This window comes from Streptomyces sp. CC208A (assembly GCF_030010625.1).
In the GTDB taxonomy this organism is placed as follows: Bacteria; Actinomycetota; Actinomycetes; order Streptomycetales; family Streptomycetaceae; genus Streptomyces.
Genome location: NZ_JASCXN010000049.1, coordinates 23,475 through 39,109 on the forward strand (window position 1 = coordinate 23,475; position 15,635 = coordinate 39,109).

16 protein-coding genes and 1 pseudogene are annotated in these 15,635 nt (G+C 70.9%); 11 read left to right on the forward strand and 6 right to left on the reverse strand.

Going from position 1 to position 15,635, the window contains the following annotated elements:
• Positions 1-751 precede the first annotated feature (751 nt).
• On the reverse strand, positions 752-991 hold the full coding sequence (locus tag QK442_RS33490) for a chaplin (RefSeq protein ID WP_282697885.1): 240 nt from the start codon (positions 989-991) through the stop codon (positions 752-754).
• A 372-nt stretch (positions 992-1,363) separates the two neighbouring features.
• Between QK442_RS33490 and sigK the strand changes: the two genes are divergently transcribed.
• The 10 genes from sigK (at position 1,364) to QK442_RS33540 (ending at position 10,061) form a co-directional block, all read left to right on the forward strand.
• Positions 1,364-1,957: an ECF RNA polymerase sigma factor SigK gene (gene sigK, locus QK442_RS33495; RefSeq protein WP_282697900.1), complete on the forward strand. Its 594-nt coding sequence runs from the start codon at positions 1,364-1,366 to the stop codon at positions 1,955-1,957.
• Positions 1,954-2,703, forward strand: coding sequence for an anti-sigma factor (locus QK442_RS33500; protein ID WP_282697886.1), 750 nt, complete (start codon positions 1,954-1,956; stop codon positions 2,701-2,703). The genes sigK and QK442_RS33500 overlap by 4 nt, the downstream gene beginning before the upstream one ends.
• Before the next feature lie 37 nt (positions 2,704-2,740).
• Positions 2,741-3,223 carry a peroxiredoxin gene (locus tag QK442_RS33505; protein ID WP_282697887.1) on the forward strand — a complete coding sequence of 161 codons (483 nt, stop codon included), beginning with the start codon at positions 2,741-2,743 and terminating at the stop codon, positions 3,221-3,223.
• A 126-nt stretch (positions 3,224-3,349) separates the two neighbouring features.
• The gene (locus tag QK442_RS33510; RefSeq protein ID WP_282697901.1) at positions 3,350-4,615 is read left to right on the forward strand and encodes an FAD-dependent oxidoreductase; all 1,266 of its coding nucleotides are present in this window, start codon (positions 3,350-3,352) and stop codon (positions 4,613-4,615) included.
• A 35-nt stretch (positions 4,616-4,650) separates the two neighbouring features.
• On the forward strand, positions 4,651-5,406 hold the full coding sequence (locus QK442_RS33515) for a DUF1365 domain-containing protein (RefSeq protein ID WP_282697888.1): 756 nt from the start codon (positions 4,651-4,653) through the stop codon (positions 5,404-5,406).
• On the forward strand, positions 5,403-6,743 hold the full coding sequence (locus tag QK442_RS33520) for a class I SAM-dependent methyltransferase (protein WP_282697889.1): 1,341 nt from the start codon (positions 5,403-5,405) through the stop codon (positions 6,741-6,743). The genes QK442_RS33515 and QK442_RS33520 overlap by 4 nt, the downstream gene beginning before the upstream one ends.
• Positions 6,740-8,026 (forward strand): cyclopropane-fatty-acyl-phospholipid synthase family protein, encoded by a 1,287-nt coding sequence (locus tag QK442_RS33525; RefSeq protein ID WP_282697890.1) that lies wholly within the window; start codon positions 6,740-6,742, stop codon positions 8,024-8,026. Before QK442_RS33520 ends, QK442_RS33525 begins: the two co-directional genes overlap by 4 nt.
• Positions 8,023-8,853 carry a DUF1295 domain-containing protein gene (locus QK442_RS33530; RefSeq protein ID WP_282697891.1) on the forward strand — a complete coding sequence of 277 codons (831 nt, stop codon included), beginning with the start codon at positions 8,023-8,025 and terminating at the stop codon, positions 8,851-8,853. Before QK442_RS33525 ends, QK442_RS33530 begins: the two co-directional genes overlap by 4 nt.
• A 38-nt stretch (positions 8,854-8,891) precedes the next feature.
• Positions 8,892-9,578, forward strand: a complete 687-nt coding sequence (locus QK442_RS33535) for an alpha/beta fold hydrolase (protein WP_282697892.1) — start codon at positions 8,892-8,894, stop codon at positions 9,576-9,578.
• A 90-nt stretch (positions 9,579-9,668) separates the two neighbouring features.
• Positions 9,669-10,061, forward strand: a complete 393-nt coding sequence (locus QK442_RS33540) for a hypothetical protein (RefSeq protein WP_282697893.1) — start codon at positions 9,669-9,671, stop codon at positions 10,059-10,061.
• Here the strand turns inward: QK442_RS33540 and QK442_RS33545 are convergent.
• The 3 genes and pseudogenes from QK442_RS33545 to QK442_RS33555 form a co-directional block, all read right to left on the reverse strand.
• A complete protein-coding gene (locus QK442_RS33545; protein WP_282697894.1) occupies positions 10,033-10,467 on the reverse strand; it encodes a hypothetical protein in 435 nt (144 codons plus the stop codon). The genes QK442_RS33540 and QK442_RS33545 overlap by 29 nt on opposite strands.
• Positions 10,468-10,505: 38 nt before the next feature.
• Positions 10,506-10,862: a cupredoxin domain-containing protein gene (locus QK442_RS33550; protein WP_282697895.1), complete on the reverse strand. Its 357-nt coding sequence runs from the start codon at positions 10,860-10,862 to the stop codon at positions 10,506-10,508.
• Positions 10,863-11,149: 287 nt separating this feature from the next.
• A pseudogene (locus tag QK442_RS33555) lies at positions 11,150-11,800 on the reverse strand (hypothetical protein); the annotation flags it as partial.
• A gap of 267 nt (positions 11,801-12,067) precedes the next feature.
• Here QK442_RS33555 and QK442_RS33560 point away from each other — a divergent pair.
• Entirely contained in the window at positions 12,068-12,712 is a 645-nt protein-coding gene (locus tag QK442_RS33560; protein ID WP_282697896.1) for a carbonic anhydrase, read from the forward strand.
• An 84-nt stretch (positions 12,713-12,796) separates the two neighbouring features.
• On the opposite strand, the gene QK442_RS33565 is transcribed toward QK442_RS33560, so the two are convergent.
• On the reverse strand, positions 12,797-13,813 hold the full coding sequence (locus tag QK442_RS33565) for a TIGR03842 family LLM class F420-dependent oxidoreductase (RefSeq protein WP_282697897.1): 1,017 nt from the start codon (positions 13,811-13,813) through the stop codon (positions 12,797-12,799).
• 45 nt (positions 13,814-13,858) lie between these two features.
• Complete coding sequence (gene hydA, locus QK442_RS33570; protein ID WP_282697898.1) at positions 13,859-15,250, reverse strand: dihydropyrimidinase; 1,392 nt, start codon at positions 15,248-15,250, stop codon at positions 13,859-13,861.
• Positions 15,251-15,635: the final 385 nt, after the last annotated feature.

Consider the following 15,635-nt stretch of genomic DNA (forward strand, 5'->3'; position numbering starts at 1 on the left):
GACGGCCGCTCGCAGGTCTTCGCAGATATGGGCAATCCGGCAGGAAGTCGAGCACGAATCATCCATGCAAGCAGCCCTGGAGTTTCAGCCACAACGCCGGCGACGGCGGTCGCAAGCCGCCGCAGCAAGGATCACCGCCTTGCCCTTCACCGGGGCTACGGTCACGGAACGCTCACCGCAAGGAACGATCATGGACACCGCCATCGCGACCTGCGGGCACCCAGGCACGCTGCACGTCCCGCTGCCCTCTGGCGGGCAGGCAGCGCGCCAGGCCCGTCAGGCTGCGGCACGGCTCCTGGCGCAGCAGGCGGACTCCTGCCCGCGCGAGATCGCCGAGGATCTCGTGCTGATCGTCTCGGAGCTGGTCGGCAACGCGGTGCTGCACGCGGCCGGACCCTACGCGCTCACACTCAGCCTGGAGCCGGGACGGGCGGGTATCGCCGTCAGCGACGGCACGGCAGACCTGCTCAGGCCGTCACCGCGACGCGCAGCGGGAGGAACCGGGAGGCCGGGGGCTGAAGATCATCCAAGCGCTGGGGGCGGACGTCTTCGTCAGTCCCGCCAGCCGAGGCAAGCAGGTCATCGCGGTCCTCACCTGGTAGCCCAGGCGGAAAGGACGTGGTGCCGCGGGCGGCTGTGCCGACAGCCGCCCGCAGCTGACCCGGCCGGAGCACACTGCCTTCCGGGCGGATCACCGGTCCGCGCCACCCCGTCTTGTCGGCGGCGGACCGGGGCTCTTCGCGGTGCTCGATCAGGCGTTGACGCAGGTGTTGCCGAAGGACGGGTTCAGCAGCCCGATCACGCTGACGGTGTTTCCACAGGCGTTGACCGGGATGTGGATGGGAACCTGGATGAGGTTGCCCGAGCCGACCCCCGGCGAGTAAGCGGCCACACCCTGGGCACCGGCATCCGCCGATGCCATCGACGCGCCGCCGACGACCACCGCACTGGCCGCCAGAGCCACCGCCAGACCGTGTCGCACACGAACCATGTGAATTACCTCCCAAGAGGGTGCCTCGGCCGTGCAGCTCACACGGCCGGTGTGGGGAGCAGAAGAACATCGCTCTGCTCTCCTCACGACCGGTCTTCGCCGCGGCGCACTCTCCGGCTTGGCCACTGCGCCCGGCTTCCCTCGAACGGGTTACACAAGGGCGGCGCGGCTGACGAACTGCCCACCCATCCGCACGCCCGTCCGCTACGAAGAACCGACGACACCCCCCAAAGGTTCAGACGACCGGACCGTCACCGGACAGTCCGATCCGACCGAGCGACGGCAAAGGACCGGCATGCGATGGACGCCCCGCCCCCCGACGGCCTCACCAGGTCTCCGCTGCGCCTGTTCCCCACGGCCGGAGCAGCACAGGTGAACCAACCGATCCCCTTCGGTGCGCGCGGCTCCGCCGACCACGCCGGCACCGACCTCTCCGACGTCATGCACCAGGTCGCGCAGGGTGACAAACGCGCCTTCTCCGTCCTGTACGACGCCCTCGCGCCGCTGGTCTTCGGCATCGTCGTCAAAGTCGTGCGCGACCGGGCCCAGTCCGAGGAAGTCGCCCAGGAAGTCATGATCGACCTGTGGCGGCAGGCCGCCCGCTACCGGTCCGAGGCCGGCGCTGTGACAGCGTGGGCGGCGACGATCGCCCACCGCCGGGCCGTGGACCGCGTCCGCTCCGCCCAGGCCGCGGCCGACCGCGAGCAGGCCCAGGCGGCCCGCGAGCACACCACCGCCTTCGACGAGGTCGCCGAACAGGTCGAGACCCGCCTGGAGTCCGAGCAGGTCCGTCGCTGCCTGCGCGGCCTGACCGAACTGCAACGGCAGGCGGTGACCCTGGCCTACTACCAGGGGCTGACCTACCGTGAAGTCGCCGAAGCCCTGCGCACGCCTCTTCCGACCATCAAGACACGCATGCGCGACGGGCTCATCCGGCTCCGCGACTGCATGGGGGTGACCACATGAAACACCACGCCACCGATGCCCACACCCTGGTTGCTGCCTACGCGCTGGGCGCACTCGACGACGCCGAGCGCAAGGACTTCGACGCTCACCTGCGGGCGTGTGAGGCCTGTCGGCAGGAAGCCGCCGAGTTCCAGGCGACCACGGCACGCCTGGCGGCGGCGGTCGCCCAGCCACCGCCCGCCGCGGCCAAGGCCCAGGTCATGGCCGCCATCGACGAGGTGCGCCAGCTACCCCCGCGCATCCCCGCGCCGAGCGCGGCGCCCGTACTCGGCGGGATCCTGCGCCGACGGGCCGTGCCCCTGGCGCTCGCCGCCAGTGTGGCCGCGGCCGCTCTGGGCGGCGTCGCGATCAGGCAGACGCAGAACGGACAGGACCTCGAACAGCAGGCCCGGCAGGCCCAGCAGCAGCTCGACGCGGTCAGCGCCGTCCTGGCGGCCCCGGACGCGCGCACCGTCCACGGCAAGGCGGCCAACGGAGCGCTGACCACCGTGGTCTCCTCCGAGCAGCAGAACAGGGCCGTCTTCACCGCCGCGAACCTGCCCGCCCCTGGATCCGGCAAGACCTACCAGCTGTGGCTCGACCACGACGGCACGATGCGCCCGGCCGGACTGATCGACCACGACGGCACCGTCCTCCTGACTGGCAACCCCGCCGACGCGGGCGCCGTCGGCCTCACCCTCGAACCCGCCGGAGGCTCCCCCCAGCCCACCACCGACCCCTTGCTCCTGATGACCCTGCCCGCCTGACCAGACGCTTGCACCGAGCAACGAATCGAGGTCCCTCATGGCCCCCACCCCGAAAATCGGGGACATCGTCGGTGACTTCCGCCTGCCCGGCGGGCACCTGGACGGCGAAACCTTCCACCGCCGCGACTACACGCTGTGCGAGCAGCGTGGCAAGCCACTTGTCCTCGCCTTCTACCCCGGCGACGACACCACGGTATGCACCGCGCAGCTGTGCGCGTACTCCGATGGCCTGGCCGAACTCCAGTCCGCCGGGGCCACCGTATGGGGCATCAGCCCGCAAGGGGTCGACAGTCATGAGATGTTCGCCCGAAGCCGCACGCTGCGCATGCCTCTGCTGTCCGACGAGGCACGAACGGTGGCAAAGTCCTTCGGGATCAGCGCACCCCTGATCGGACTGCGCCGCTCGGTGTTCATCATCAACGGCCACGGCCGCCTGCACTGGAAGCACGTCACCGCCGTAGGAGCCACCTACCCGCCCGCGGTCACGCTACGCACTCAGCTCGCTGGACTCACCGGCTGAACCGGCACGTCTCCACGTCCGGACCCTCCACCCCGCCACCACACATCACGCCCAATCCGATGGCCCGACTGCTGCGAAGTACGGGTGAAACGCAGCAGCCGGGCGGCGTGTCGAGTGGCGGGAGCAATCGTGGTGACAGACCGGAAAGTGGCGGTCGTGGGCGCGGGAGTGGCGGGCCTGACCGCCGCCTATGTCCTGGCGTCCTCGTACGAGGTGACCCTGTACGAGGCGGACGGGCGGCTCGGCGGCCATGCCCACACCCGCGAGCTACCCGGCCCGGCAGGGCGGGCGCTCGCCGTGGACTCAGGCTTCATCGTCCACAATGAACGCACCTACCCCACCCTGCTCCGTCTGTTCCGGGAGCTGGAGATCGGCACGCAGGACGCCGAGATGAGCATGTCGGTGCGGTGCGACGGGTGTGGTCTCGAATACGCGGGCGCCCGGGGCGCGGCCGGACTGTTCGCCTCGCGGGCCGCGCTGCGGGGCAGCTACCTCCGGCTTTTGACGGAGGTACCGCTCTTCCACCGCGCCGCCCGGCGCCTGCTGACGCGCGGGGCCCCCGCGGGCGTCACCTTCGGGGACTTCCTGCACGACGGCGGGTACTCCCCCTATTTCGTCAGCCACTTCGCCCTGCCGCTCGTGTCCGCCGTATGGTCCTGCCCCGCCCGGACCGCGCTGTCGTACCCGGCCGCATACCTGTTCGCCTTCCTGGAGCACCACGGGCTGCTGTCGGTCACCGGATCCCCGCAGTGGAAGACCGTCACCGGAGGCTCGTCCGCCTACGTCGCGGCTGCCGCCAAACGACTCCATCGTGTCCGCACCTCCAGCCCGGTCGAGGCCATCGGGCGCACCGGCCGCGGCGCTCTCGTCACCGCCGGCGACGGCGACACCGAGGCGTACGACGCCGTCGTCATCGCGACGCACCCGGACCAGGCGCTCCGCCTGCTCGCGGACCCCACCGGCGACGAACGGCGGCTCCTGGGCGCCTTCCGCTACTCCCGCAATCCCACGGTGCTGCACACCGACGACTCCCTCCTGCCCCGCTCCCCCAGGGCCCGCGCGAGCTGGAACTACCGCATGGCTAGCTGCGAGCCCTCCACCGCCCCCGTCCGCGTCAGCTACGACATGGAGCGCCTCCAGCGCCTGCCAGCGGGCTCCGGCTACGTCGTCACGCTGGGCGGTGAGGACGACATCGCCGCGGACCGGGTGGTCGAGCGAATGGTCTATGCACACCCGGTCTACACGCCCGCCTCGGTCGCGGCTCAGCGCGAGCTGGCCCTCCTGAACACCGGTGTGACGGCGTACGCCGGAGCCTGGCACGGCTGGGGGTTCCACGAGGACGGCTGCCGCTCCGGCGTCGAGGCCGCCCGCTCCCTGGGGGTGAGCTGGTGACCCGTGCCTCAGGCGACCTCATATCCACGGGCTCCGTGGGCACGGACTCCGCGGCGCTGTACGACTGCGTGATCACACACGTCCGCCGCACACCCCTGCGCCACACGGTGCGGCACCGTACGTACCTGTGGTGCGTGGACGTCGACCGGCTGCCAGTGCTACCCCGGCCGCTGCGCGCGCTCGCCCGCTTCGACGCCCGCGACCACTTCGGCGGCACCGCCGGGTCGATCCGCGCCGGGCTCGACGCCTTCCTCGCCGCCCAGGGCGTCGACCTGCGGGGCGGGCGGGTGGTGATGCTGGCGCACGCTCGGGTGTTCGGGTTCGTCTTCAACCCGCTGAGCGTGTTCTGGTGCCACAACGCCTCCGGCGCCCTGGTGTGCGTCGTCGCGGAGGTCCACAACACCTACGGGCAGCGCCACTGCTACCTGCTCCGGACGGAGGGGGCGGGCGAGGCCAGCAGGACGGGCGAGGTTGTGGTGAACAAGTCGTTCTACGTCTCGCCGTTCTTCGCGGTCGAGGGCCGCTATCGGATGCGGTTGCCGCTGCCCGGCGAGCGCCTCGGCCTGACCGTCCATCTGGAGCACGGCGGCGGCCGGGCGTTCACAGCCGTCGTCCGGGGCGTCCGCCGCCCCGCGAGCGTGCGCGCCCTGCTGTCGGCGGCCGTGCGCAGACCCTGGTCCACCGCCGCTGTCTGGGCGGGCATCCGCCTCCACGGCGTCCGTCTGCTGCTGCGCGGACTGCCCGTCCACCCCCGTCCCGCTTCCACACCGCAGAAAGGCATGCTGCCGTGACCCGCCCCGCCCTCACCTCCCAGGCTCGCTCCCAGCCCGCGGGCCGCACCGCCTGGCCCCCTCACCACATGGTCCAGGGCAGCGGGACCGCGGCCGCCGCGCCGGCCGTCCGCCGCGCGGACGTCGACGCCCGCCGGTGGCCGGACGTGGCCCGGGTGCCGTCGGCCGGTCCCGCGCGAACCACCCTCGCCCGGTACGTGGTAGGGCGCGCCCTGGACCGGCTGGGCCTGACCGGGCACCCCGTCGGCGTCCGCCCGTCGGCCGGCGGAGCGCGGCTGGTCCTCCACGACCCGAACGCCTTCTACCGCCGGATCGGCCGCCACGGGCTGATCGGCTTCGGCGAGTCCTACCTGGCCGGCGAGTGGGACAGCGACGACCTGGCCGGCGTCCTGACCATCCTCGCCGGCAACGTCGACGAGCTGGTCGCCGCGCCGCTGCGCCGGCTCCGCGGCCTGTGGGTGTCCGCCCGCCCCGCCGCCGACCAGAACACCCGCAACGGGGCCCGGAACAACGTCCGCCGCCACTACGACCTGTCCAACGACCTCTTCGCCACCTTCCTCGACCCCACCCTCACCTACTCCTCCGCCATTTTCAGCGCCTTTCCCGCCCGCTTCGAGTCCCTCGCCGCCGCCCAGCACCGCAAGATCGACCGGCTCCTGGACCTCGCCGGCGTCAGCGAGGGCACCCGGCTGCTGGAGATCGGCACCGGCTGGGGCGAACTCGCCCTGCGAGCCGCCGCCCGCGGCGCCCGGGTCACCACCCTGACCCTCTCCGCCGAGCAGGCCGCGCTGGCCCGCGAGCGGATCGCGGCAGCCGGGCTCACCGAGCGGGTGGACGTCCAGCTGCGCGACTACCGCGACATCGAGGGACACTACGACTCCGTGATCAGCGTGGAGATGATCGAAGCGGTCGGCGCCGACTACTGGCCCTCCTACTTCACCGCCCTGCGCCGCGCGCTCGCGCCCGGCGGCAGGATCGCCCTGCAGGCCATCACCATGGGCCACCAGCGGATGCTGCACACCGCCGCCACCCACACCTTCATCAGCAAATACGTCTTCCCAGGCGGCCTCATCCCCTCCCGAGAAGCCATCGCCGAACACTCCGCCGCCGCCGGCCTGCACACGCTCGCCGACAACGGCTACGGCGAGCACTACGCCGAGACGCTCCGCCTGTGGCGCGAACGGTTCACGGCCCACCTCCCCGCCGTCACCGAGCTCGGCTTCGACCCGGTCTTCGCGCGTATGTGGGAGTTCTACCTCGCCTACTCGGAAGCCGGATTCCGTTCCCGCTACCTCGACGTCCGCCAGCTCCTCCTCAGCGAAGGAACCCACCGATGAGGCCCGTCGCCGACCGAATCGCCCAGCTCCTCGGCCACTTCGTCCCCGGTCCGCTCCCCGTGCGCATCCGCGCCTGGGACGGCAGCCAGACGGGGCCCGCCGACACGCCTCTGGTGGTCCTCCGCTCGCCCGACGCCCTGCGGCGGCTGCTGTGGCAGCCGGGCGAGCTCGGCCTGGCCGAGGCGTACATCACCGGAGACCTCGACATCGAAGGCGACCTGGCCGACGCCCTCTCCCAGGCCGGGCGGAGCGTCCGCGATCGGCCGGGGACCCGCCCCGGGGCGGCGGGCATGGCCGCAGCCACCGCCCTCGCCGTACGCCTAGGTGCCGTCGGACCGCCCCCGAAGCGCCCCGACGGACGAGCCCGGCTGACCGGCGGTCTTCACAGCGTCTCGCGGGACCGCGCGGGAATCAGCCACCACTACGACCTCTCCAACGACTTCTACGCCCTCCTCCTCGACGAGACGATGGCGTATTCCTGCGCCTACTGGACCCGGCCCGACCACCCTGCCTACACCCTGGCCGACGCCCAGCGCGACAAACTCGACCTGATCTGCCGCAAGCTCGGGCTGAACCCTGGGGACCGGCTGCTTGACGTCGGCTGCGGCTGGGGCTCCCTCACCGTCCACGCAGCCCGCACGTACAAGGCCCGTGTCACCGCGGTCACCCTGTCCCGCGCCCAGCACGAGTACGTCACCGAACGCGCCGCGCGCGAGGGAGTGGCCGACCTCGTGGACGTTCAGCTGCGGCACTGGCGCGACATCGATGGCGGCGGCTACGACGCCGCGGCCGCCGTCGAGATGGGCGAACACGTCGGCGACGCCGAATACCCCGCCTTCGCCGCCAAGCTGCACGACGCGCTGCGCCCCGAAGGACGACTGCTGATCCAGCAGATGTCCCGCGGCGCGCACGCGCCCGGCGGCGGCGCCTTCATCGAGACGTACATCGCCCCCGACATGCACATGCGCCCCGTCGGGCACACCGTGGACATGCTGGAAAACGCCGGCTTGGAGACGCGCTCCGTGGAGGCCCTGCGCGAGCACTACGCGACCACCATCGACGCCTGGCGCGCCACCCTCGAACAGCACTGGAGCGACGTCGAGGCCCTCGTCGGAACAACGACCGCCCGGGTGTGGCGCCTCTACCTCGCCGGCGCGTCGCTCGCCTTCTCCGAACGCCGCATGGGCGTCGACCAGATCCTCGCCGTACGGCCCACCCGCGAAGGAGCATCGGCCATGCCGGCCACACCCGCCGTCTGGTACGCACTGGAGGGCCCGGCGTGAGCGGCACCGACTGGAGCGCCCTCGGCGTCAACCTCGCCGCCACGGCGGCCACGGCTGCGGCGGTGCTCCTCGCGACCTTCGCCATCGCCGTACGACGCGGCCTGCACCGCATCGTCGACATCGCCTGGGGCCTCACCTTCGCCGTCGTCGCCACCGCAACCTGGCTGCTGTCCGCCGGGCACGGTGACGACAGCCGCCGCCTGCTCGTTGCCGCGGCGACCATCCTGTGGGGGCTGCGGCTGTCGGTACACATCGCAGGGCGCTCCCGTGGACACGGCGAGGACCTGCGCTACACCGCCCTGCTCGACAAGGCCCCCGGCAACCGGACCCTCTACGCACTGCGCTCCGTGTACCTCGGCCAGGCGGCCCTAGTCTGGATGATCTCCCTACCCATCCAGGCCGCCTCCTACAGCTCCGCGCCCCTGGACGCCCTGGCGTACTGCGGGCTCGCGCTGTGGGCGAGCGGACTGGTCTTCGAGGCCGTCGGCGACCACCAGCTGGCCCGCTTCAAGGCGGACCCCGCCCATCGGGGACGGATCATGGACCAGGGCCTGTGGGCCTGGACCCGGCACCCCAACTACTTCGGGGACAGCCTCGTCTGGTGGGGCCTGTACTTCCTCGCCTGCACCGCCTGGCAGCCGGCCCTCGCCGTCCTCGTATCCCCGGTCCTCATGACCCTGCTCCTCACCATCGGCAGCGGCAAGCGCCTCCTGGAGAAGCACATGGCCCACCGCCCCGGCTACGCCGCATACACCGCCCGCACCAGCGGCTTCCTCCCCCTGCCGCCCCGGAGAACCGCTCGCGGCACACCGGCGAGCACGAAATGAGCGGATCCAGGCGAAACGGCGCCTTCCACGCTCTCCACATGCCCGAGCCCCGGTTTCCGCACGCGGCCGGCGCCGTGCTGCTGCTGCACGGCGGACGTGCCGACTCCCTCGCACCACCGTCCCCCCTCAACCTGCCCGACCTGCGGATGAGAGCTTTCGCCCGGGTGCTCGGCGAAGACCCCCGCCATGCCGACGTCCTCATCGGGTACGTCCGCTACCGGGTGCGGGGCTGGAACGGCGAGCGCGCCGATCCCGTTCACGACACGCGCCGGGCCCTGGCCGAGCTCGCGGACGTGGCCGGCCCTGTTCCCGTGGCTCTGCTCGGGCACTCCATGGGAGCCCGGGCCGCGCTGCGCGCCGCCGACGATCCGCACGTCCGCGGTGTCGTCGCCCTCGCACCGTGGTGCCCTCCCGGCGAGCCGGTCACCCACCTCACCCACCGCACCGTCATCGCCCTCCACGACCCAGCCGACCCGATCACGTCCGCCACGGACACGTGGGCCTACCTGCGCCGCGCCGAGGCGGCCGGGGCCCGCGTCCGAGGCGTCCGCATGCCCGGCGGCCGCCACACCATGATCAGCCACTCGAAACTCTGGCACACGCTCGCCACCCACAGCACAGCCGAAGTCCTCGGCTTGGGACCCCCACCCCACATCTCGACCCCGGAGACGGTCTGGAGTGTCGGCCCGCTGGACGCCGCTCTGTTCAGCCCCGGCCCTCGGTGAGTGAGCATCACACCCTCCGCCCGCTCCGCCCCACCCCCGATGGGTACGCTCGGATGCCCGCTCCCGCCCGCCCCTGACCGAAGGAACCCCATGTCTCCTGCGCGTTCCGCGTTTCTGCTCGCCGGCCTGATGGCCTCGGCAGGCGTTGCTCACTTCGTCGCACCCAGGCAGTTCGACTCCATCGTGCCGCGTTCCCTGCCCGGCAGCCCCCGGGCTTGGACCAAGGCAAGCGGCGTGGCCGAACTGGTTCTGGCCGCCGGTCTCGCGCTGCCGGCGACCCGCAGGGCGAGCGCCCGGGCCACCGCCCTGTTCTTCGCCGGAGTGTTCCCGGCGAACGTCAAGATGGCCTACGACTGGCGCCACCGCTCGACGAGCGCGAGAGCCGTCGCCTACGCCAGGCTTCCCCTCCAGGTCCCGCTGATCCTCTGGGCCCGCCACGCCGGGACGCAGGACGTCAGGCGTGCCGACGGCGCCGACCGGTGAGGAGGAGCAGCGTGGCGGCAAGAAGTGTCAGCACTTGGGCGATGACGACGAGGTTCTTGTCGGTGAACCAGACCGGCTCGTACATGTTGGGCAGGGGGCCGAGTTCGCCGACGTCGACGTACCGGTAGAGCAGGAGCGCGGCCAGTCCGCCGGCGGCGACGGTCCAGGCGAGGGCTTCTGCGAGCAGGCGGCGCCAGACGAGGACCAGCAGCGCCGCGAGTGCGGCGACGGCGGCTTCGATTCTGAACAGGGTGCCCTGGCTGAGGGTGGCGCTGACGGCGTCGTAGCGGTCGGCGAGGTACGCGTGGAGGTAGGCGTCGGCTGCAAGACCCGCTGCGGCCAGGAGACGGGCGACGCCGCGCAGTCTGCGGTGTGGAGTGTCCGGGCCAGTGAGATCGTGGGGCATGGGGCTGCTCCGGCGTGAGCCGCGCGTGGCCTGTGCGGTCAGCGCACGGTGAGGGTGCCCATCATGGACGGATGGATGCCGCAGAGGTAGCGGTAGGCGCCGGCAGTCGACGGTGCGGTGAACGTGGCTGTCCGGCCGCCTTCAATGGTGCTGGTGTCGAAGGCGCTGGCATCTTCGGCCGTCACGGTGTGGGGCGCGGAGTCCTCGTTCACCACGGAGACCTTGGCTCCTGGTGAGACCGTGAGGTCGGCCGGCTCGAAGCGGAATTCTTTGATGACGATGCGTTCTTCGCTGACCGATGTGACGGACGGCGTGGAGGGCGACGGGGAGGTGCGTGCGGTGCCGCCGGAGCAGCCGGCGAGGGCGATAAGCATGCACAGCACGGCGATCGCCACAGCTGCCTGCAGCCTGCGGGAGCGGGGACGAATAGGCATGAGGTCCTCCAGGGTGCGCTGGGCGGAATGCCCGACTGTCGCGGCGCCAGATGGTGCGCCAGGGGGCTTCCCGGGGTCCGGCGGTGCACCAAGCAGGTGGGGCTGACGTCCTGAGCGGAGGGGGTGACGGCCTCGGCGTCGAGGAGGTCGCAGAGGCCGTCGGGAGGGCGGAACGGCTGCAGCCCATCGAGCTCTGGGCGTCACCTTTTCGCCGAGGGTCAGTACTTGCCCATGGAGCTGCCGCTATGGCCCTCGATGACGCCGCAGCTGGCGGGGGCGGTGGCTTCCTGGGGCAGCTTGGGGTCGAGTTCGCTCTTGCCCTTGCCGAAGTCGTACTTGCCATTGCCATTGGGGTCGATGCCGTGCTGGACGATGTGCAGGTAGGTGATGTTGTCGGCGACGGCCTGGGAGACGGTGATCGTGCGCGAGTAGGACAGGTTGCCGTTCTTGTCCGCGACCGGCATCCGGTCGACGGCAAGGCCGCTGGCCTTGGTGGTGTCGCCCTTGGTGGTCAGGGAGATGTTGATGTCTCCGTAGGCGGGCAGGCCCTCGGCGGTGGTGATGATGCCGTCGCCGTTCTTGTCGGCACTGGCGTCGGGGCAGGTGAAGTCGTGCCCGGTGGTGGACCCGTGGATGTGCTGGGCGTGCGGCTGGCCCGGAACCAGGCCCTGGGCTTCGATCTTCACCGTGAGCTGGCGTCCCTGCAGGGTGAGCTGTGCGGTTCCGCGGGCACCCGAGTCGTTCAGCTGCCGCAGGTCGACCTGGTAGCTCCGGCCGTGCTGCGTCTGCTGGCCCGCGTCGTTCGTGTCATGAGCCAGAGCAGGGGCCGCCACGGCGAGCGTGAGGGCGGCGGGCACGGCCATGAGGGCGGTGAGGCGGGTGGAGCGCTTGACTGTCATCGCGATGCATCCCCTTCCGGGGAGGGTTCACCGGCATGAGACCGGATCGCGTTCGGACATTCGTCCCTTTCACCCTCCATTCGGGGCGATCGAGAAGGAGGATTGCTCGCTACTCGCGCCACTCTTCGTGCGTGAGCGCAAAGAGTTGTGACCGACCCCCGGTGCCACTCCGCCGCGGGCGCCTGTCCTGCCGGCCCCGTGCGGAGCGCACCGGAGGGCACCGGGGTGGCCGGTGCGAGGGCTGGTCTCCCCTCGTAGGCTGCCGCCATGACCGAAAAGACCCCGACGCCCACGCCCCGTGACGCTTTCGACCTGCTCATGTCCGGTAACCAGCGCTTCGTCTCCGGCGCCTCCGAGCATCCGAACCAAGACGCCGCCCGCCGTACCGAGACCGCACCATCCCAGAAGCCCTTCGCGGTGCTGTTCGGTTGCTCCGACTCCCGGCTGGCCGCCGAGATCATCTTCGACCGCGGTCTGGGTGACCTGTTCGTGGTCCGCACCGCCGGACACGTCGCCGGCACCGAAGTGCTCGGAAGTCTCGAGTTCGGCGTCGCGGTCCTCAACGCGCCGCTGGTCGTCGTCCTCGGCCACGACTCGTGCGGCGCCGTCGCCGCGGCCTGCTCCGCCCTGGAGAACGGAAAGACGCCGGGCGGCTTCGTCCGCGACGTGGTCGAGCGGGTGACTCCCAGTGTGCTGGCCGCCCGCGCCGCCGGACGTGAGAGTGCCGAGGAAATCCTGGCCGAGCACATCGAGCACACGGTGGACCTGCTGCTGGAGCGCTCCCGCGTCCTGGCCGACGCGGTGGCCGCAGGCCGAACCGCCGTGGTGGGCCTGTCCTACCGGCTAGCCGACGGCAGCGCCCAACTGGTCGCCGCCCGCGGCCTCGACGCCCTGGTTCCCGCCGCGTCCTGACCCCTCCGTGGAACGGACCGAGCGCGCGCAGACATGGGTCGGCACAACGTCGTGCCGGCCGTACGGAGGTTCGGCGGCCCCGCGTCAGGCGTTGAGCGCGGGGATGATCTCGGTGCCGTAGGCGTCGATGGTGCCCTCGCGGTGGTCGTGCATGGCGTAGACGGCGAACTGGTCGACGCCGAGGTCCTTGAGGTGGCGGAGCTTGTCGATGTGGGCCTCGGCAGGGCCGAGGAGGCAGAAGCGGTCGACGATCTCGTCGGGGACGAAGGCGGTGTCGGGGTTGTCGGCGCGGCCGTGGTGGGAGTAGTCGTAGCCCTGCCGGTCCTTGATGTACGCCGTGAGCTCCTCCGGCACCATGTCCGAGTGCTCGCCGTACTTGGAGACCAGGTCGGCGACGTGGTTGCCGACCATCCCGCCGAACCAGCGGCACTGGTCACGGGCGTGGGCGAGGGCCTCGGGCGAGTCGTCCGCCGTGACGTACGCGGGGGCGGCGACGCAGATGGTGAGGGCGTCGGGGTCGCGGCCGGCGTCGGTGGCTGCCTGGCGGACGGCCTTGACCATCCACTCGGTGAGGAAGGGGTCGGCGAGCTGGAGGATGAAGCCGTCGGCCTTCTGTCCGGCAAGGGCCAGGGCCTTGGGACCGTAGGCGGCCATCCAGACGGGCAGCTTGCCGTTCTTGATCCAGGGGATGCGGATCGGGTTGCCGTCGACGGTCGCTTCCCGGCCCTCCGCCAGGTCGCGGATCACCTCGATGGCCTCACCGACGCGTGCCAGGTTGTTGGGGCGGCGGCCGGCGACGCGCATGGCGGAGTCGCCGCGGCCGATGCCGCAGACGGTCCGGTTGCCGTACATGTCGTTGAGGGTGGCGAAGGTGGAGGCGGTGACCTCCCACGTACGGGTCCCCGGGTTGGTCACCATGGGCCCGACGTGCAGCTTGGTGGTGTGCTCGAGGATCCGGCTGTAGATGACGAAGGGTTCCTGCCAGAGCACGGCCGAGTCGAAGGTCCAGCCGTAGCGAAAGCCGTTGCGTTCGGCACGCTTCATGAGGCTGACCACCTGCGAGGCGGGCGGGTCGGTCTGCAGGACGAGTCCGAAGTCCACGCGGGACCTCCAAGTTCGAGTCGGTGCGATGAGACCCTGGGCTGTTCAGCCCAGGTACTGACAGAGACCGCGCGGTACGAACGCCCCGTGCCCCGCGTGACCCACGTACTTCCGCTGGTCGACGACGACCTCACCCCGGGACAGGACCGTTTCCACCTGACCCGTGACGGTCTTGCCTTCGTACGCCGAGTAGTCGACGTTCATGTGGTGGGTCTCCGCCGACAGGGTCTGGGCGGTGTGCGGGTCGTAGATGACGACGTCCGCGTCCGAGCCCGGCGCGATCGTGCCCTTCTGCGGGTAGAGGCCGAACATGCGGGCCGGGGTCGCGCAGGCGATCTCGATCCAGCGGCGGCGCGAGATATGCCCGTCCACCACGGCCTGGTGGAGGAGATCCATGCGGTTCTCCACCCCCGGCAGGCCGTTGGGGATCTTCGAGAAGTCCCCGCGCCCCAGCTCCTTCTGCCCCACGAAGCAGAAGGGGCAGTGGTCGGTGGAGACCACCTGGAGGTCGTTCGTCCGCAGGCCGCGCCACAGCGCCGCCTGATGCTCCTTCGGCCGCAGCGGCGTCGAGCACACGTACTTGGCGCCCTCGAAGTCCGGCTCCGCGAGGTTGTCCGTGGACAGGAAGAGGTACTGCGGGCAGGTCTCGCCGAAGACCGGAAGACCCATGTCCCGCGCCGCCGCCAGCTCCGCCACCGCCTCCTGCGCCGACACGTGCACCACGTACAGAGGTGAGCCGGCCACCCGGGCCAGCTGGATCGCCCGGTGCGTCGCCTCCGCCTCCAGGAGCGCCTTGCGGACCTCCCCGTGGAAGCGGGGGTCGGTCTCCCCCCGGGCCAGGGCCTGCTCCACCAGGACGTCGATCGCGATGCCGTTCTCCGCGTGCATCATGATCAACCCGCCGGTCTCCCCGGCCACCTGCATCGCCCGCAGAATCTGGCCGTCATCCGAATAGAAGACCCCCGGATACGCCATGAACAATTTGAACGAGGAAACGCCGATCTCGACCAGCTTCGGCATCTCCCGCAGCGTCGACTCGTTCACGTCCGACATGATCATGTGGAACGCGTAGTCGATCGCACAGTTGCCGTCCGCCTTCTCCATCCAGGCATCCAGACCCGCCCGAAGCGGCTCGCCCTTCGCCTGCACCGCGAAGTCGACGATCGTCGTGGTCCCGCCCCACGCCGCAGCCCGCGTCCCCGTCTCGAATGTGTCCGACGCGAACGTGCCGCCGAAAGGCAGCTCCATGTGCGTGTGCGCGTCGACCCCACCCGGGATCACATACTTCTGCGACGCGTCGATCACCCGGTCCGCCGTCCACTCCTGCGTCCCCGGCGCCGCAAGCGCCACCACCCGTCCATGCTCGATCAGCACATCCGCATGCACCTCGTCCGCGGCCGTGATCACAAGACCACCGGTAATCAGAGTCCGAGTCATTCCCCAGCCATCCCTTCACACCGACCACCGACCAGACCACCACCGACACGGGCCGAGGCCACACCCCGGCCCGTCGGCCCCCTCACGCAGCCGCCTTGGACGGCACACGGCCTACTCCGCCAGAAAACCCCTGGTCACGCGGCCGAACGAAACCCTTGACTTCGTTGGAATACCCCCTGGGTGTCACGTAAGGAAAATCCCAGGCCAGCGACCCGCCAGACGCAAAACGGCCGCAAGAAGAATGTGCATTACGTGCGTGATGGGCGCTACACGCGATCTCCGACGCACGACGGGACGGCATCCAGGGCTCCACACCGATCTGAGACCTCCACCCGAGGGCCCGTAGCCGAAAGCCATTTGCCGGGATCCACCCGAAGAAGCACGC